This is a genomic window from Priestia filamentosa (assembly GCF_900177535.1).
GTDB lineage: Bacteria > Bacillota > Bacilli > Bacillales > Bacillaceae_H > Bacillus_I > Bacillus_I filamentosa.
Genome location: NZ_FXAJ01000001.1, coordinates 535,412 through 553,771, shown reverse-complemented (window position 1 = coordinate 553,771; position 18,360 = coordinate 535,412). Strand labels below are relative to the sequence as shown.

At 37.2% G+C, this 18,360-nt stretch carries 21 protein-coding genes and 1 riboswitch; of the genes, 2 read left to right on the top strand and 19 right to left on the bottom strand.

The window, feature by feature from the left end:
* Positions 1–79: 79 nt before the first annotated feature.
* From B9N79_RS02975 to B9N79_RS02960, 4 genes are all read right to left on the bottom strand, one after another.
* Positions 80–538: a DUF2663 family protein gene (locus B9N79_RS02975; RefSeq protein ID WP_019391651.1), complete on the bottom strand. Its 459-nt coding sequence runs from the start codon at positions 536–538 to the stop codon at positions 80–82.
* Positions 539–606: 68 nt separating this feature from the next.
* Positions 607–1,176: a CPBP family intramembrane glutamic endopeptidase gene (locus B9N79_RS02970; RefSeq protein WP_040056732.1), complete on the bottom strand. Its 570-nt coding sequence runs from the start codon at positions 1,174–1,176 to the stop codon at positions 607–609.
* Positions 1,163–2,695, bottom strand: coding sequence for a RecQ family ATP-dependent DNA helicase (locus tag B9N79_RS02965; protein WP_040056733.1), 1,533 nt, complete (start codon positions 2,693–2,695; stop codon positions 1,163–1,165). Before B9N79_RS02965 ends, B9N79_RS02970 begins: the two co-directional genes overlap by 14 nt.
* Positions 2,686–3,756: a YpbB family protein gene (locus tag B9N79_RS02960; protein ID WP_019391648.1), complete on the bottom strand. Its 1,071-nt coding sequence runs from the start codon at positions 3,754–3,756 to the stop codon at positions 2,686–2,688. Before B9N79_RS02960 ends, B9N79_RS02965 begins: the two co-directional genes overlap by 10 nt.
* Positions 3,757–4,116: 360 nt before the next feature.
* On the opposite strand from B9N79_RS02960, the gene B9N79_RS02955 reads away from it, so the two are divergent.
* Positions 4,117–4,365 (top strand): ferredoxin, encoded by a 249-nt coding sequence (locus B9N79_RS02955; protein WP_019391647.1) that lies wholly within the window; start codon positions 4,117–4,119, stop codon positions 4,363–4,365.
* A 37-nt stretch (positions 4,366–4,402) separates the two neighbouring features.
* Here the strand turns inward: B9N79_RS02955 and B9N79_RS02950 are convergent, their stop codons facing one another.
* From B9N79_RS02950 to B9N79_RS02880, 15 genes are all read right to left on the bottom strand, one after another.
* Positions 4,403–4,999 carry an ECF transporter S component gene (locus B9N79_RS02950; RefSeq protein ID WP_040057046.1) on the bottom strand — a complete coding sequence of 199 codons (597 nt, stop codon included), beginning with the start codon at positions 4,997–4,999 and terminating at the stop codon, positions 4,403–4,405.
* Between the two features lie 143 nt (positions 5,000–5,142).
* Positions 5,143–5,263: riboswitch (FMN riboswitch) on the bottom strand.
* A gap of 104 nt (positions 5,264–5,367) precedes the next feature.
* A complete protein-coding gene (locus tag B9N79_RS02945) occupies positions 5,368–6,057 on the bottom strand; it encodes a peptidoglycan DD-metalloendopeptidase family protein (protein ID WP_026009497.1) in 690 nt (229 codons plus the stop codon).
* A gap of 144 nt (positions 6,058–6,201) precedes the next feature.
* Positions 6,202–6,735 carry a sigma-70 family RNA polymerase sigma factor gene (locus B9N79_RS02940; protein WP_040056734.1) on the bottom strand — a complete coding sequence of 178 codons (534 nt, stop codon included), beginning with the start codon at positions 6,733–6,735 and terminating at the stop codon, positions 6,202–6,204.
* Positions 6,736–6,857: 122 nt separating this feature from the next.
* Positions 6,858–8,624 carry an ATP-binding protein gene (locus B9N79_RS02935; protein WP_019391643.1) on the bottom strand — a complete coding sequence of 589 codons (1,767 nt, stop codon included), beginning with the start codon at positions 8,622–8,624 and terminating at the stop codon, positions 6,858–6,860.
* Complete coding sequence (locus tag B9N79_RS02930) at positions 8,621–9,337, bottom strand: response regulator transcription factor (RefSeq protein WP_019391642.1); 717 nt, start codon at positions 9,335–9,337, stop codon at positions 8,621–8,623. Before B9N79_RS02930 ends, B9N79_RS02935 begins: the two co-directional genes overlap by 4 nt.
* A 124-nt stretch (positions 9,338–9,461) precedes the next feature.
* The gene (ccsB, locus tag B9N79_RS02925; RefSeq protein ID WP_019391641.1) at positions 9,462–10,646 is read right to left on the bottom strand and encodes a c-type cytochrome biogenesis protein CcsB; all 1,185 of its coding nucleotides are present in this window, start codon (positions 10,644–10,646) and stop codon (positions 9,462–9,464) included.
* Positions 10,643–12,268 carry a cytochrome c biogenesis protein ResB gene (gene resB, locus B9N79_RS02920; protein ID WP_019391640.1) on the bottom strand — a complete coding sequence of 542 codons (1,626 nt, stop codon included), beginning with the start codon at positions 12,266–12,268 and terminating at the stop codon, positions 10,643–10,645. The genes ccsB and resB overlap by 4 nt, the downstream gene beginning before the upstream one ends.
* A gap of 12 nt (positions 12,269–12,280) precedes the next feature.
* Positions 12,281–12,808 (bottom strand): thiol-disulfide oxidoreductase ResA, encoded by a 528-nt coding sequence (gene resA / locus B9N79_RS02915; protein ID WP_019391639.1) that lies wholly within the window; start codon positions 12,806–12,808, stop codon positions 12,281–12,283.
* 90 nt (positions 12,809–12,898) lie between these two features.
* Positions 12,899–13,633 carry a pseudouridine synthase gene (locus tag B9N79_RS02910; protein WP_019391638.1) on the bottom strand — a complete coding sequence of 245 codons (735 nt, stop codon included), beginning with the start codon at positions 13,631–13,633 and terminating at the stop codon, positions 12,899–12,901.
* Between the two features lie 123 nt (positions 13,634–13,756).
* Positions 13,757–14,290, bottom strand: coding sequence for a spore maturation protein (locus B9N79_RS02905; RefSeq protein ID WP_019391637.1), 534 nt, complete (start codon positions 14,288–14,290; stop codon positions 13,757–13,759).
* Positions 14,290–14,886, bottom strand: coding sequence for a nucleoside recognition domain-containing protein (locus B9N79_RS02900; protein WP_019391636.1), 597 nt, complete (start codon positions 14,884–14,886; stop codon positions 14,290–14,292). The genes B9N79_RS02905 and B9N79_RS02900 overlap by 1 nt, the downstream gene beginning before the upstream one ends.
* A 1-nt stretch (position 14,887) precedes the next feature.
* Positions 14,888–16,024, bottom strand: a complete 1,137-nt coding sequence (locus B9N79_RS02895; RefSeq protein ID WP_019391635.1) for a D-alanyl-D-alanine carboxypeptidase family protein — start codon at positions 16,022–16,024, stop codon at positions 14,888–14,890.
* A gap of 122 nt (positions 16,025–16,146) precedes the next feature.
* The gene (locus tag B9N79_RS02890) at positions 16,147–16,617 is read right to left on the bottom strand and encodes a DUF3907 family protein (protein ID WP_019391634.1); all 471 of its coding nucleotides are present in this window, start codon (positions 16,615–16,617) and stop codon (positions 16,147–16,149) included.
* A 162-nt stretch (positions 16,618–16,779) separates the two neighbouring features.
* Entirely contained in the window at positions 16,780–17,391 is a 612-nt protein-coding gene (gene scpB, locus B9N79_RS02885; protein ID WP_100217205.1) for an SMC-Scp complex subunit ScpB, read from the bottom strand.
* A complete protein-coding gene (locus B9N79_RS02880) occupies positions 17,342–18,097 on the bottom strand; it encodes a segregation/condensation protein A (protein ID WP_019391632.1) in 756 nt (251 codons plus the stop codon). The genes scpB and B9N79_RS02880 overlap by 50 nt, the downstream gene beginning before the upstream one ends.
* 170 nt (positions 18,098–18,267) lie before the next feature.
* On the opposite strand from B9N79_RS02880, the gene B9N79_RS02875 reads away from it, so the two are divergent.
* On the top strand, positions 18,268–18,360 hold the full coding sequence (locus B9N79_RS02875; RefSeq protein ID WP_019391631.1) for a YjcZ family sporulation protein: 93 nt from the start codon (positions 18,268–18,270) through the stop codon (positions 18,358–18,360).

Here is an 18,360-nt window from a genome sequence, read left to right as displayed (position 1 = left end):
AATTTTTTTAAAATTTTTTTATAAAAAGTATTCAAAACTCATACTATGAAAAAAAACGGAATATGGGTCTGTCCTATCGCTACTTATGCTCGTGATATAAATTCACATCAAACTTTTTTAACATCATTGCAAAGACGGATTGTCTCGCTTCCCATCTAGTTGGCTGAGGCCAGTATTCCCCTGCTTTCTGAATAATTTCACACCGAAGTTCGTGAAATTCTTTTTCTGCCTTCTCACATTTTTCATGAACATATTTTAAATAGAAAAAAAGGCTTCCTATCACAAGAATAAACATAAAATAAATAGACCGTTCAAGCATATGAGTAAGAACGGATTGAAACGTTAACTGTTCTAAAGTTTGAAGTGAAAACCACGTATACCCCATTATTCCGACTGCCAAAAGAAGCAATAGCCCCTGTAGCTTTTTTTCTTTTTTTGTTAACGTATCAAACTTTCTTTTCCGCTTCACGACACTTTGTAATACAAACTTTGTCGCCTCATCTGTACGATGATCAAGCGCTTGAATTTCTTTCTCCATGCCCACTCCTCCTACATTCCGCTTTGTTAATATAGGTATGTGGTTGTCCTAGTCATTATTATGTTTTTTTAGGCGTGTTCTTCTTTTTCAATATAGCGAATATATAAAGCAAGTACAAAATCAATTACAAAATGAGCCATCATTGTTACAAGTAAGTTATCCGTCCACCAAAAAAGCAAGCCGATCATAAAACTCATTAAAACAACCGAGCTAAACAGTACTGGTTTTGTTAAATAACGAACATGAATAAGCGCAAAAATAATACTTGCTCCAACAAGACCGATATGCGCTTGTATAACTCCTCGAAAAAGCAGTTCCTCTACAAAGGAAATAAGAAGACAAAGAAAGATAATATGCCAAAAGGAGCGAGAGCGAAAAATTTGGCGGTTGATTCCTCCATCATCATAAAGATGACTTGGCAGGTTTATTGTCAGTAAAAGATCCACTGCCACAACAACAAGGGCTGGAAACATGCCAAATAAAAAAAGCTCCCTAAAGTCAAGTTGAAAATACTCCCCTAATTCTCCTGGTTGATCATGTAAAAAGAATACGAGCCCAATTGTGAGAAGAAAAAGTAACCCCTGTGTGCCATATAGACTCCAAATCAGCTCTCTATCACTATACTTAGAAGTGTTCATACTTTTCCTCTTTCTGTCCTAACAGATGTGATAAATGATTTATCCAACTATACGGTTTTTTATCCTCGTTCACACATTCACGTTCTTCATATGCTTCTTCCTCAATCCCGCAAATGTCGCAACATAATGGTGGAGTAGGCTCACTATCGTTCTGAAAATAATCAAGGATAGTGGAACGACGACATGATTTTGAAAGTAGAAACTTTTTCATCTCTTTAAAACGAGCTTCTTTATCATGAAGTCTGCTTTCAACAGCTTTCTGGATATTGTTAACCATTTCTTCTTTATAGTTCATCTTCACTAGTTTTTCATTTTTAATCATACCATTTTGCTGCAAGTGAAAACGAATAAAACGCCAGTGAACTTCATTGATGCCATATGTCTCGATCATATCCCGATCAAGTAGCGAAACATTCGTTCCATCTTGGTACTTTTCTAATATAGATAAAACAGCATAGCATAATGAACGGTCAGGAAGTTCGCTACTCATAAGGTGAAAAGCGAGCTCGTCATCGCGCTCATCGTAAAGAACAACAGAAAAACTTTCTTTTCCATCCCTTCCTGATCTTCCCATTTCTTGAACGTAGCTTTCAAGCTGTGTGGGGGGGTGAAAGTGGAGCACAAACCGAACGTTTTTCTTGTTTACGCCCATACCAAATGCACTTGTGCAACAAATCACATCCAGCTGATCATGAAGAAACTGCTGTTGAATCAAAATGCGCTCATTATATGGCATCCCCCCATGATAAAAAGCAACATTCCTTACTCCATTCTCAAGCAAATATTCTGTTAAGTTTTCGGTCCAATTTCGGCTTGAGCAATAAATAAGGCAAGGTTTTTTCATTTTTTGCACATAACGCAGTACATGCTCTTTTTTTTCTTCTATACTTTCAACTCGTTCAACTTTCATTCCAATATTAGGACGATTCACAGAATAAATAAGCTTTGTTACATCTTCCAAATGTAAATGTGCCACAATATCCTTGGTAACCGCTTCTGTTGCAGTGGCTGTTAGGGCTAAACAAGTTGGACGTTCAAGTTTTTCCCACACTGATCCAAGCATTGAATATTCCAGCCTAAAATCGTGTCCCCACTGTGAAATACAGTGTGCTTCATCAACAACAAAAAGAGCGATGCCAATTCGTTTCAAAGCATCCAGCGTTCGTGGATTTTGTAGTGCTTCTGGAGAAGCGTAAATGAACTTATATTTTGAAAGCTCGTTCACTGCTTTTTTCCACTCTTTTTCTTGCAAAAAGCTATTCAAAGCAATCACGCGCTTTTCTCCATTCATTTTAAGCTGCTGAACTTGGTCTTCCATCAGGGAAAGAAGCGGAGACACAATAAGAATTGGTTTGTTGATAATATAACCTGTGAGCTGGTAGCATAGCGATTTCCCTGTTCCTGTTGGCAAAACAGCTATCGTATGCTTTCCCTCTAGAAGAGAACTTATCACTTCTTTTTGTCCAGGCTTAAATGTTTGGTAGCCAAACTTTTTAAAAAGAATATCTTCTAACTCCATGTGACTCTCCTTTCTTTAGTCAAATGAGCAAGCACAAGCCTAATCTGAAAATAAGTAATAGAAGATGACACTTCATCTTTGATAGGCTTTAATTTATTTGTATTGAGCTTTAAATAGACGCGTTTAATTTCTTCTTGTTCAGCATTTGTTACATAGTCTGAGAGGCTAAAATCATCTATAAAAAGGGCAATTTCAGCTAAATGATCTTCAATCGTACTTTTTTTCAAACGACGAATTCTCATAATATCTTCAAATGACTTGTTTCTCTTCATAAGTTCATATGTTGCCTTAGCTGACGATGTTAAGGGAAGAACAACATTAAAATCGGTTAGTAATCCTTGTAATAACTTGTACAAATCCTTCTGCTTTTCCAACATATGAATAATAAAATGCACTGTTGCTAGTTGGCAAAGATGCACATAATGCTCATCAACATTATACTCTTTCGCAATTTGAACGTTTGTTTCTCCTGCATACTGATACCCTGAAAACTGTCGCACAAATAGCTCCACATTAAGCTGTGGGGTTTCCTTCAAAATATTTTTTAGTTCTTGAAAGAGTTGATGAGCTAATTCAGTCCGATTTTGCCCATTTCGCACAAGAAAGTTTTTTAACCATCTTAACGTTTCCTCATCTCTTGTCACAGGAACAAATTTCTTCTCTTCGTAAACTAAATTTGAGGCAGTTTGAAACAGAACAAGAAGACGTTTCCAAAAAGGGTATGTTACATTGGCATACTGCCAGCCGTTCAGTGAAGATGGTAGTTTATTAGTCGTTAACCACTTTTGTACATATTCGTGCCCTTTTTCTGTAACTTGATAAACATGTTCCCCTTTGGAGGTAATAGCCTCTTTTTGAACTAAGGTTGTGATCATACTATCAAAGGATGGTTTTTTTAAATAAGGAAAAGATTGGAATAAAAAAGACAAACCGTAGATTTGCCCATCTTGAATTGTTTGGGCTGATTTCTTTCCTTTTAACAAATGATAAACCCCATATATTGTACGCTCTTCTTTCAAGCGTTGAAGACAAAATAACATTACAATATGAAGAGAATTCATAATAGATACGCTTCTCCTTATAACATTTCTTTTTTCTTTATTTTAACATGCATTTGTTGTTCACACACTTTTTTCCCTTTGCATAGCCTATAAAGATCAATTGAAAAATAAGGACATTTTCCATTCGTTTTTCCTTACGCCTTTTCGGGTAATACTATAGTGAACAGAATGAATTGGTTCAACGAGATATTCCTTGGGGCCTGTTGTTAATATAAGGATTAGAATGACAGAATGATTTTTCTATTGAAAACTTATCCAAACAGCCGTACAATGTTTAATGAGTATGAAACGTATTGTTTCGTGATAACTACAATAATCATAAAATTTATATGATGGATAGAATTTTAGGAGGTCTTTATAATGGCAAAGTATACGATTGTTGACAAGGACACATGTATTGCTTGTGGTGCATGTGGAGCTGCAGCACCTGATATCTACGACTACGACGACGAAGGTATTGCATTTGTAACATTAGACAACAATGAAGGCGTTGTAGAAGTACCAGAGGCACTTGAAGATGACATGATGGATGCATTTGAAGGGTGCCCAACTGAGTCTATCAAAGTAGCGGACGATCCTTTTGAAGGCGACGCTCTTAAATACGAATAGAAAAAAGCTCGTTAGGATAATTCCTAACGAGCTTTTTTTATTTTGAAACAGATGTTGAAGGATGAATAGAGCGTTTGGCAATCCAAGTATGCATCTTAGCATACATAAGACCAAACAGAACTCCGACAATAGCACCTTTAACAATGTTGAATGGGAAGATAGCTGTTGTAACTGTTGCATAAAGCATTTTATCTGACATCGCTGGCGCTTGTAAAAACCATGTGTAAGCCGGTAAAATAACATAATAATTAAGAATGCTCATAACAATTGAGGTTAAAATAGTTCCTACTGTAAGACCGAGCGTAATGCTTTTACGGTTGCGAAATTTGCGAAACATAAGTGCAACAGGCACTATATATAAAACTCCAGCGATAAAATTAGCAAGTGATCCAACTGGAACACCTGTCATGCTTCCTTGAACAGCGTAATACAGAAAGTTTTTAATTGCTTCAACTGCAATTCCCGCTAGCGGTCCAAAAACAATTGCTGCAATAAGAGCAGGAAGCTCACTGAAGTCAATAAGCAAAAAGCTTGGGAAAATAGGGATAGGAAAATTAAGCATCATTAGTACATAAGCAATACTGCTCAGCATTCCTATCGCAACGAATTTTTGAGTCTTTTTATTTTTGTTCATAATCCTCTCTCCTTCTTTGCGATCCATCTCAAAGAAGAAAGGTTCTTGTATTAAACGCAAATAAACTCCTTCATAAATAGCTGAAGGAGTTAGCAGAGCTCGTTTAATAAACGTTTAGCAATTAAAAAATTAAACGTTTGAACCTCCACCTTCTCCCTTCCAGACTGTACTGTCGGCTTTGGAATTTCACCAAATCCTGCTTTCAATGAAAGCTCGCGGGCTATAACCGCCGGTCGGGAATTTCACCCTGCCCCGAAGATGAACCATATGTGATTTTATGTTCATTATAACTTTTCTCGAATTAAAAGTAAATTATAAAAACCTTTTTCCTTTCCTTAACAATAAAAGATCTCCTTTTAGGAGACCTTTTATTGCCGAACGATAAGCTTTTCTCCAGCATAAATCGTTGTTTCATTTAAGTTATTCCACGCTTGTAAAGTTGAAACTGATACACCGTATTTCTCGGCAATATTTGATAACGTGTCACCTTTTTGAACAGTTGTTTTCACTTTTCCATCATTTGTTGTCTCTCCATAAACAGACTGAAAAACTTCCCTTGTAACCCCTCCTCTTAAATAAGCATAGAGCTTTTCTTCATCAAGAAGAGGAAGAGGATCAACGGCGTTTGTTTTATGTTCATTCCAATTTCCTTTATGTACTTCAAAATGCAGATGACTTCCCGAAGATCGGCCTGTACTTCCAACTTCACCAATTATTTGTCCTTTTCTAACTGTGTCACCTTGCTTTACAAGACGCTTGTGCAAATGAGCGTATACTGCTTCATATCCATTGTTTTGTTTAATAAAAACAACGTTTCCATATGTTGAGGAAGGATAGGATTTTGTCACTTTACCATCTGCAACTGTTTCAACATTTGTTCCAATAGGAGCTGCAATATCAATCCCATAATGCTTAGCATGACGTGTGCCAAATAAGTCTGTTAATATTCCTTCAGTTGGCCAAATCCACTGTTCGGCTTCTTCAGCATTTCCCTGGACAGACCCGCTTCCAACTATAAAAGCGACTATTGTTATAATTCCAAATATGCGTGCTTTCATCGCTGTAGTTCCTCCTAAAAAAACATGTTTAGTCCCTGCCTTAAACTGTTCTCCCATTTTAAGACATCTCCCATATACTTTACGTTTTTTAAGAGTTTTATCCAGGAAAATGTTAAAAAGTTAATGTTGTACATCATCTTTTTCTTAACTGTATTTGACGCTTATATTTCGCTTTCTTCCTCCAATCATTTCTGCCCTTAAGGCTTTAAGGGCTCGATGCTGCGTTGTTTTCACTTTACTTTCTGACCACCCTAAAAAATGAGCAGTCTGTCCAACAGATAATCCACGAATAAAACGACAAAGTAAAACAAGCTGAAAATCATTTTTGCACGCCCTGAGCCTTTCATATAACTGCTGTACCTCTTCTTTAACGAGGGCATGTTCTTCTGGAGAAGGAGATTCTTCACAACAAATGTGCTTCCGCCAACTTGATAAAAGACAACACTCTTTTAAACCTTTTTCTTTTCTAAAATAGTCTATTGCAATATTTTTAGCAATTGTAAAAAGCCAAGTCTTTTCACTACAATTTCCTTCAAATTTACTGCAAGATTTCAAAACACGTATATATACTTCCTGCGCTAAGTCTTCTGCTTTCTCTCGATTTTTAACTGTATATCCTAAAAATCGAAGCAAATCTTGATGATATGTTATATAGAGCCGCTCAAGTACAGTGTTCATCATCTCTCCTCCTCCCCTAACCTTTATAAAAGAAACTAAATACTAATAAATGGTAATTAAACTTTACCTAAATAAAAAGAAAAAAGCTAGAAAAAGATGGCTCTTTTCTAGCTTTTTTCTTTCTATTGTGGCAGTCGAATTGAAAATGTTGTGCCTTTTCCTAATGTACTATGAACACGGATTGTTCCCTCATGAGCTTCAACAATATTTTTAGCAATTGCAAGTCCAAGACCAGTTCCTGCTTTTCCTCTTGTCCTTGCTTTGTCTCCTTTATAAAAGCGTTCAAAAACAAATGGCAAATCTTCTTCAGCAATACCTGCTCCTGTGTCCTGTACTTTAAGAGAAAGGGCGCTAGGTAAACTTTCGACTTCTAATGTTACAGCTCCTTCTCCCTGTGTATGACGAATAGCATTATCAATAAGGTTTGTTAAGACTTGCTCTAGCTTGTCCGCATCAATTTTCACTTCTTGTCTTTGAAGCGATTCTAACGATAAATGAAGCGCGATATTCTCTTCTTTTGCAACCCCCTGAAACTTCCGAAGCACCCGTTCTGTAAACGATTCAATGTCTACTTCATCAATTGAAAGTCTAATATGACCTGCTTCCATTCTGGCTAAATCTAACAGTTCATTTACAAGGCGACCCATTCTTAATGATTCATCATGAATAACCTTTGCAATTTCTTTCATTTCTTCTTCTGTTGAAGCAATATCATCAACAATTGCTTCACTGTAGCCTTGCAGCATTGATATCGGTGTTCTTAATTCATGCGAAACATTAGCAACGAAATCTTGACGAAGCTTATCAAGTCTGCGCTCTTCTGTCATATCCCTGATAACAGCAACAGCTCCACGTATTTTTGTTTGATTATACAGTGGAGACATTAGGATAACCCATGTTCTTCCTTGTACTGTCATCTCAGTTACTTGCTCCTGCTCTGTTTGAACAACTTCTTCTAACAAACGCTGCACTTTTGATGAAAGACCTGATGCATTTGTAATATCGATTTTTTGTTCATAGAGAGAAGCTTGCAAAAACTGTTCGGCAGGTGGATTTGTAATAAGAATAGTGCCATTCCGGCTAAAGGTAATAACTCCATCTGCCATGCTGCTTAAAATACTTGAAAGTTGTTCTTTTTCTTGATTCAGTGCATTTAAATTATATTTAAGCTGACGTCCCATTTGATTGAAAGCAATAGCGAGCTCTCCAATTTCGTCATACGTTAAAATAGGAACTTTTGTATCAAAGTTTCCTTTCGTTACTTCAAATGCAGCTTGTTTCATTTTACGAAGAGGGGCTGTAATTCTTGTAGAAAGGAAGAAGGCAAAAATTGTCGTTAAAATAATAGCAATCCCAGCTGCTAAAAGAATAAATTTTGTTGTTTGACGAGAAGGCTCTTGGAGATAAGAAAGAGGCTGATATAAATATACGGCTCCTTTCTCTCCAGAAGACATCGTAAACGGCATTGAAACGATGTAGATTTGATCTGATTGCCCTTCTTTTGAAAGGTTTAGGGTTGTTTCTTTTTTCCTCATCTTTGTTCCATTTGCACTGTTTTTGAAATAGCTGTCTTCTTTTAAGAATTTCTCAATCTGCTTTTTGTCTTCTCGAATATTCGGTGAAAAGCTATATTCATTTCCTTTTTGCACGATAATATTTGCATCATCAATGAGATTCCATGTTGCCTTTAAAGCTAAATCTCCATCTTCCATTTCTTCTACAAAATGAGCAACTTGCTTGCTCGTACTATTCAAATCCTCTTCAGCTTGATCAACAATATAGTTTTCGAAAAACTCAAGAAGTAAAATAGTTAGAATGAATAAAACGACAGAAAGAAGCAGAATGATTGTAATCCAAAGCTTCCCTACAACACTTCGCCAAAGTCTCATTCATTGCCAACCTCAAACTTGTAGCCAACTCCCCATACCGTCACAATCATACTTGCTGCCTTTTCTGATTTTCGGTTCAATTTTTCACGGAGTCTCTTTACATGTGTATCAACCGTTCTCAAATCTCCAAAAAAGTCATAATGCCATACTTCACGAAGAAGATGCTCCCGATCGTATACTTTGTCTGGAGATTTCGCGAGGAAACAAAGAAGCTCGTATTCTTTTGGTGTTAAGCTTACTTCTTTTCCTTCAGCTGTAACCCGATGGGCATCATTATCAATTGTAAGGTGTGGGAATACAAGCAAGTCTTTTGCTTTTGTTTCCGTTGTTAAATATGACGTTTGAGAAGAGCGGCGCAGAAGAGCTTTTACGCGAAGCACAACTTCACGTGGACTGAATGGTTTTACAATATAGTCATCTGCTCCAATTTCGAATCCTTGGACACGGTTTGCTTCTTCCCCTTTGGCTGTTAGCATTGCAATTGGCGTGGATTTTTTCTCTCTTACAATTCTGCATACTTCAAGTCCGTCTTTTCCAGGCATCATGATATCAAGCAAAATCATGTCATAGTCTGTCTCGAGCGCTTTTGCTACTGCATCATCCCCATTAGAAGCTTCATCAATAGCATACCCTTCACGCTCTAGATACATTTTCAATAGTCTTCTAATTCTTTCTTCATCATCTACGATTAAAATTCGTGCAGCTACGTCCATTTTCTTACCTCCTAGTTTCTCTTATGTACGACTTATTATTGTTTATTGTACTCCTAGATTCATTCCTATCATACGTTTTTATGCCCTTTCTCTGCAATTGAAAAACCTTCACAGTTGTGAAGGCTTAAGCATATGAATGAAGCCCTGCTAAAATTAAGTTAACAGCAATAAGGTTAAACATAATAATGGCAAATCCTATCACAGCAAGCCATGCTGATTTTTCACCATGCCATCCTTTTGAAAGACGGAGATGTAAAAACGCTGCATAAAAGAGCCATGTGATAAGAGCCCAAACTTCTTTTGGATCCCATCCCCAAAATCTTGTCCACGCTATTTGAGCCCATATCATCGCGAAAATAAGAGCACCAAGAGTGAATACCGGAAACCCAATTGCTACAGAGCGGTAGCTAATTTCATCTACTAACTCTGAATTTGCATTTCGTACAAGCGGTTTTAAAGCTTCTCCAAGCCTTCTGCGTAAAACCAATCGTAATACTACATAGAGAATCAAGCCGCCAATGATGGACCAAATGCATGTATTAAGTTTAGCTGCGTTAATAAGTGCAGGCACCTCTACAAATGGGCTCAGTTTTCCTTCTGTTACAAGCTCATGTTCGTTTGGTCCAACAAGTGCTGGAAGATGATACACAGCTTCTGCTTTCTCACCATGCTTATCAACCCATGAAAACGTTGCTTCATAATCTGCAATTCGAAAAGATGAGGTAATAATGACGAATGCGAGGGTTGTAACAAGGCTATACAACACAACTTCAAGCCAAAACGTCCTCTTCCCTCTTTTAGTTTGATCAACTTCCTTAATTAAATAGATAAGGCCTGCTGCAAAGCTAACGGCTAAAATGGCTTGACCAAGCGCTGTTGTTGTAACATGAATATAAAGCCAGTGACTTTGCAACGCAGGGATAAGAGGTGAAATATCACGTGGGAACATGCTTGCATATGCAATTAGTAAAAGGGCGATAGGAAGGGTAAAAACCCCAAGTGAACTTAATCTATACATAAAGTATAGCAAAATAAATGCCCCAACAAGCATAAGTGAGAAAAACGTCATAAATTCGAATAAATTACTCACAGGAACGTGTCCGGCTGCAATCCATCGGGTAACAAAATAACCTGCTTGTGCGACAAACCCTACAATCGCTAACGAAATACCAAATGTTGCGAATTTATTTTTTTCCTTGTTGCGCTCTACTTTTTTTGATTTGATCGCTCCCCCGAAAAAAAGCGTTGCAATTAAGTAGACGATAAAAGCTGTATAAAGTAAGTTTCCACTTAAACTAACTAAGTTCATGCTTTATCCCCTCCCTTTTTCTTTTCTTGCTGATCCTCTGGCATCACAATTGCTGTTCCTTCTATTACTTTTTCAAGCTCTCGTTTTAGTCCAAACCAGTTTTTGTTTGTATGACTTGCGATAAATAACCCTTGAGCTGTATGTCGAACCCAAATACGACGATGATTCCAATACATACCTTGAATAACCCCAATCATAAAGATTAATCCACCTAGTCCTAGTACCCAAAGGGTAGAGTCTTTATGAATAGTAAGCCCTGTCACATTTTTTGTATCAATTCCCGCAAACGTCATCTTATACTTATTCTCTCCTAGAGGTTCGACATTTTGCCTAATGGCTACAAAACTTGTTTCTCCCTCCTGTCGATCTGGGGTAAACATTTTAAACACAAAAGCCGGATTTGAAGGAGTTTTCGTTTTTGTATCAGGATCTCCTTCTTCATTAAAATAAAAATCAGGAAAATAGCTTAAAATCTCTACTCTATAGCCGTCTTTTAGCTTATACGTATCTTTTGGATTATGTAAATCAATAGAGATTGTGCCAAAGCTTTCTCCACTTTGTTTGTCGTCTAACGATAGCTTCATTTCACTTAGCTCATTTAACCGGTAATCAACTTGATAAACAGCATACCCATCGAATTTTAAAGGCTCATTCACTTTGATAGGAAAGTCTTTTTGTTTTACAAGTTTCTGATCTTCTCCCGCAATCTTCCCTTCTTGTCCTTTATAAAGGGTTACGTCTGTTTGATAGTTTTTAGCTACCGCTCCTACGCGATCAATTGTTTTTTGAAATACTTCATCAGAATCTTTTCCATACTCCTCATAGATAAATTGATTATTTTCCAAAAAATACTCCCCATTTGTACCAGGAATGGCCTTTGTTTCTCCTTCACGAAGCCACATTGTTTTATCAATATACATCCCTGGAACAACTCTAAGCATTGCTCCAATAAGAAAGATAATAAGTCCAATATGATTAACATAAGGACCCCACCTTGAAAAACGCCCTTTCTCACCTAACAAGTTGCCTTCTTCTTTTTTAACTCTGTATCCTCTCTTTTTCAACCGTTCTTCTACCTTATTAATATCGGATTCTAGCGGATTTTCGGTTACACTAAAAAAACGCTGTCGTTGTAAAAAAGATTCATGTCGGGTAACACGCTGCTTTTTCAATGCTCGATGAAGGGGAATGACTCGGTCTAGACTACAAATAACAAGGGAAATCCCTATTGAAGCAATAAGAAGTAGATACCACCATGAGCTGTATAAATTGTGAAAACCAAGCTGATAGTAAAGAGCACCAAGTGTTCCGTATTGTTCTTCATAATAAGTCGAAGGATCTGCATTAATCGGAATGTACGCTTCCTGAGGATAAATCGTTCCAAAAGCTGAGGCAATAAGGGTTAAAACAATAAGCCATATTCCTACTTTTACAGACGAGAAGAAGTTCCAGATATGATCAATTACTGTTTTGTTATACGTCTGCGATCTTCTCGCACTTCCTTCATACCTCATATCTAACAGCTTTTTAGAATTCTCACCATTTGTTGGTTTTCCACATGCTTCACATAAAATTGTTCCGTGTGGATTTACATGGCCACATTCACATTTCACTTCTTTCATGTTTCAAACCTCCTATGGCTTTATGTTATCCATATATTCCTTGATTTTTTGTTCATCAAGTCCACCTTCAAAAATATCAACAATCTCCCCTTTGGAATCTATTAAAATAGTTGTTGGCAAAGGGCCAATATCATATGCGGTCTGCACTTCTCCACCATCATCAATCATCACAGGAAATGTAAGCCCATAACTTTTCGAAAATCGATTAACAGCAAGCTCAGTCTCATCTGCATTTACAGCTAGGATTTCGACTCCTTTGTCTTTAAACTGCTCATACTGATTTTGCATCACGGGCATTTCTTTTGCACAAGGCTTGCACCACGTTCCCCAAAAGTTTAAGAAAACGCCTTTTCCTTCATAATCTGAAAGCTTATGTTTTTCTCCGTTTAAATCTTCTAGGACAAAGTCAGGCGCTTTTTCCCCAACCACAACTTTCTCTTTTTCAGCAAAAAATTGAGCGTACATTGTATAGCCAACAGCACTAAACAAGATGGACAAAATAATCGTTCGAACGAGGAGACGTCTTTTTTTCTTTTTCATAAAATCCCCCTTTACATCGATAAGTTATCCGCTTACATATATCCCTTTCACCATACTAAAGTATAGTGAAAGGAGTATGAAGCAGTTGCTTCACACTCGCTCTTTTCCTGTATCCGCAAGCGAATTTAATTTTTTCACTTCATGTGGAGTAAGTTCTCTTGCCTCTCCTGCATTTAAACCAACTAAATCTAAAAACGCATAGCGTTCACGCTTTAACTTTACGACCGGATATCCAACTGTTTCAAGCATACGACGAACTTGACGATTTCTTCCTTCATGAATAACAAGCTCTACAATCGATGTTTGTTTTCGCTTATCAACGGAAAGAACACGTACTTTTGCTGGGGCTGTTACACCATCTTCAAGACGTACTCCTTTTTCTAGCAAGCGAACTTCATGTTTTTGTGGAATGCCTTTCACTTTTGCAATATATGTTTTTTCAATTTCATATTTTGGATGCATAAGATGATTAGCAAAAGCTCCGTCATTTGTCATAAGTAAAAGACCTGACGTATCGTAATCAAGACGCCCAATTGGATAAATGCGTTCTTCTACATACGGAAAATAATCTCGTACAGTTTTACGATCTTTATCATCTGTTACACTCGAAATAACCCCTGTTGGTTTATATAATAAGAAATAAACAGGTTTCTCCTGTTCAATTTGTACTCCCTCAACTTCAACACGGTCCTGTGGCTTTACTTTTGTTCCAAGCTCTTTAATTACTTTGCCATTGACTCTCACTTTTCCTTCTAAAATAAGCTGTTCTGCTTTTCTTCTTGACGCAATTCCTGCGTGTGCAATCACTTTTTGTAATCGTTCCATCGTTATTCACCTCTTGTACATCTTACTTGTTTCATATATGTTGTACAAGTAGTTTTCCTTTAAAAGCTCATTCTTATCATCCATATACGATAAAAAAGCTTCTTTTATAAAGAAGCTTTTTCATCATGCTCCGAATATAAGCGTTACAATAACAATTGCCGCAATAATTCCGACTAAATCTGCAAGCAGGCCAACTTTGACAGCGTCCCCCATTTTTTTAATTCCCACCGCTCCGAAATAAACGGTTAATACATAAAACGTCGTATCTGTACTTCCTTGCATAACGGAAGCAAGCCGTCCAATAAAGGAATCTGGTCCATACGTTGCAAGTAAGTCAGACGTCATTCCAAGAGCTGCATTTCCTGAGATCGGACGAATAAGTGCAAGCGGCACAATTTCAGGAGGAACGCCAATCGCAAGAAGCATTGGTTTTAAAAATGAAAGAAGCCATTCCATCGCTCCTGAAGCTCTAAAAATAGAAATAGCTACGAGCATCCCAACTAAATAAGGAATAATAGAGAAAGCTAAACTGATCCCTTCTTTTCCGCCTTCAACAAACAGCTCGTACGTTGGTATTTTTTTGAAAGTAGCATAGATTAGAATAAAACCAATAATAAGCGGAATGAGTAAAATCGAAATAAAATTTACGATTTCCATTACTTTTTCCCACCTTTTTTCAAACGACGAAGATAAAAGAAACGATCAAGTAAAATAGCACCAAGCATGGAAACACAAGTTGCTAGAAGCGTTGCTCCGATAATTTCAGCAGGGCTTTCTGACTCATACGTAATGCGAAGAGCAATGACCGTTGTCGGCACAAGCGTTATACTCGATGTATTAAGAGCTAGAAAAGTGATCATTGAGCTGCTTGCTTCATTTTTTCCGTTGTTCGCTCGCTTCATCTCTTCCATTGCTTTAATTCCAAGGGGCGTTGCAGCATTGCCAAGTCCAAACATATTAGCCATCATATTTGACAAAATATATCCAATTGCTGGATGATCCTTCGGAAGCTCTGGAAAAAGCCTTGAAATGAAAGGACGAGCTAAGCGAGCAAGTTTTACAAGCAAACCTGCTCCCTCAGCAATTTTCATTAACCCAAGCCAAAACACAAGAACACTAATAAGACCTAAACTAATTGTTACAGCCTCTTGTGCTCCTTGAAAAATAGCCTTATTTACTTCCTCTACTTTTCCATTCACAACCGCAAATACTAAGCCAATAACTGTGAGCAAAACCCAAATAATATTAACCATGCTATCGTACTCCTTGGCCTATAAAGAACAGTTCTTTTGCTTTCTCGAAAAACGATCCTGTTTCTTTTCCTCCATGATCATAATAAATGGGCATCTCACCAAGAGCTTTGCCATCTAGAGAAATAGAAATCTTCCCAACAATCTGTGGGACATTTCTTTCATCTTTCCATTCCTTTTTTCTTGGTTTTAAAAGGGTAAGCTTCGTTTTTACTTTTTCCTGCTCTTTTTCTGTAAGAGGATAAATAAAATCTCTTTTTACATAAAGTTTGTCTTCATAAAACTTATTTTTCACACCTTCAATCTCGCCTTCTTGGACAACTTTTGTTGCTTTATAGTTGTCGAACCCCATGTTATACATGTAGATGTGATCATCCCAGTCACTCGGTGCATTAATCGTTACAGCAATGAGGTCTAAACCATCTTTCTGTGCTGACGAGACAAGCGTTCTTTTCGCTCTTTTTGTATATCCTGTCTTTCCGCCTGTTGTATATGGATAAAGGCTTGTAAGAAGCTTATTTTTGTTTTTAAATACGCGTACATGTGCTCCGCTTTTAGTTCGATATGTTTTTGTTCCAGAGATTTCTCGGAACTTTTTGCTGTTCATCGCATACTTCATTAAAATGGCCATATCATACGCTGTTGAATAGTGATTTTCATGATCATCAAGACCGTGTGGATTTGCAAACTCTGTATTTTGCATGCCAATCTCAGCTGCTTTTTGGTTCATTAAGTAAACAAAGCCTTCTTTACTTCCTCCAACATGCTCTGCAATAGCTTCTGCCGCATCGTTACCAGATCTAAGCATAAGACCGTAGACTAAATCTTCAAGTAAGATTTTTTCGTTTTCCTCTAGATAAATAGCAGAGCCTTCTGTTTGAATGGCTTCTCGACTTACTTTTACTTTTTTGTTCATTTCTCCAGACTCCACCGCCAGAATGGCTGTCATAATCTTAGTGATGCTCGCAATACGACGCTTTTCATGAATGTCTTTTTCATACAGAATTCTTCCTGAGCGCTGATCTATTAATATAGCGCTCCGTGCACTAACCTCTCCTTGAGCTTGACTCTTTAATGGAAAGGTACCAGCAAGAAATATAGTGACTATCATATAGCAAAGAATTTTTTTATAACCCTTCATCGTCTCCACGTCCCTTTAGCACATCATTTGTTTGTACAAGTTTATGCCTGTCCGTTTGCTGATATGATTAAAAATAAAGAAGAAAAAACGTCAGCACGTGTGCTGACGTTTTTCTTCTTTATTTAATTAGCAAAATAGTTTTTTTCATACATTTGAAGTTCTTCCTGTAAAGAAAGGAATGGCTCTTCAATATTCCGAAACAGGACGTGAACGGAGTTTGGGGCCTCAAATCGAAAGTGAATTGCATCACTTCCTGTGTATGATGCCCTACTGTTCTCATACCACAAGTCATTTTTAGGATTGAAAAACTCAAGTACACAGCGCTGGTAAATTCGTTTTAATAGCTGCTGGGCTTGAGCGGAGGGTACGGCTTTGGTTGTTAAAAACATTGTACAAGCTTCTTTTGCTTCTAAGCAGTGTACAGAAAGCCGACGCAAATCTGATAAAAGGAGTGGATATTCCTCTTTTTCCTTTCCTTCTCTCTCCAGAACCGTAATGTTTGTGTAATTTAAATAATGCTGAAGCTTCTGTTCAATGACGGAAAGCTTTGTTTGTGCAAATTCAACTTGTTTTTGCACGGTATGTTCCTGCATTTTTTCGCCTCCGAATATCTTTACTCTACGAATTTCATATAGTGGCCAAGCTTTGTTGCTCTTGTCATATTTTATACACGTTTTCTATAAGCGGCACTGCGATTGTCCATTATATGAAAAAATTCGTCTTTTTATACAAAAAAAGTCTTTTTTTTCGGCTATTTACTCATTCATTTTTTCGAAAAATAAATCTGCTTCTTTTTCTACTTCTTCTTCATAAAACTCCTCTGGCAATGGAGGTAGTTCCTCAAGCGTTTTAAAGCCGAAATGAGCTAAAAAATCATCTGTTGTTCCATACAAAATAGCTCGTCCTGCCCCTTCTGCTCTTCCTACTTCTTTTACAAGGGCTTTGGCAACAAGCGTTTGAAGTGCTCTATCTGTTTTTACTCCTCTTATATCCTCAACTTCAAGCCGTGTAATAGGCTGACGATAAGCGATAATCGCAAGTGTTTCAAGAGCAGCTTGCGAAAGAGATTGATGTGTTGGTACAGAAATAAGACGTTTTATATATTCCGAGTATTCTTTTCTCGTTGCAAGCTGATAGCCGCCCGCAATTTCTAAAACGCTCATTCCTCTTTCACTCTGAGCATAAAAGGTTTGAAACTCCTCCATACACTCCTTTGTTTCTTGTAAGGAAAGCTCAAGTGCAGCTGAAATTTGTTCGAGCGTTGCCTTTTCATCACCTACTGTAAAAAGGAGAGCTTCAATAATCGAAAACCATTTCTCATTCTTCACCAGCTTCTCCTCCTTGGCTTGCAGACACGAAAAGTTCATCAAAATTCCCTTTTTGTTCTACAATAATTTGGTTTTGTTTTAAAAGCTCTAACACTGCTAAAAATGTCACAACAATGTGTTCTCGTTCAGGAACAGGGAAAAGTTCAAAAAAGCTTGTTTTCTTCCGCGTTGTTCGAAGATCTTTTAAAATATCAGTCATCCGATCTTCAATTTGAATTTCTTGTCTTGCAATCCGAGTTTTTAACGGCTTTTGAATTTTTTTTCGTTTTAATAGTTTCTGAACTGCGCTTAATATATCGTACATTGAAACGGAAAGCTCTCTGCTTTCTTGCGCTTCGATCTCCATGCTTTGTAAATCTTGAGGAGGACGTGTAAAAACATATCCACGCTCTATATCCCGTTCTTCAAAATCTTTTGCAACTTCTTTGAAGCGACGATATTGAAGAAGACGTTGCATAAGCTCATCCCTAGGATCTTCTTCATCAAAGTCCTCTTCTAGTTCTTCAAGCTCTTCTTCTTTCGGAAGTAGCATCTTGCTTTTAATTGCTAAAAGAGTTGCAGCCATTACTAAATATTCACTTGCTACATCAAGCTGAAGCTCTTGCATCGTATGAACGTAAGACATATACTGCTCTGTGATTTTAGCTACAGGAATATCATATATGTCGATTTCGTAACGATTAATAAGGTGCAGCAGCAAATCAAGCGGTCCTTCAAAAGCATCTATTTTTACACTATATTCCACTACACTTCACCAACACTTTTTCTTTCATCTTTAAGAGCATTCTGTAACTAGTATAGAGGATTATAGTCTTCTGTCCAATAATAATTTTTGGAATTGGGTATATTGCCCAACCAAAACGAAAGAAAGAACATACTATGCTTATGTAAGAAAGATTAAAGGAGGAAAATATCATGGGTGAAAAAGGGTTTAATTGTGGAAGCGGATTTGCGCTTATCGTTGTTTTATTTATTTTGCTTATTATCGTAGGTGCAGCTTGGTGCTAA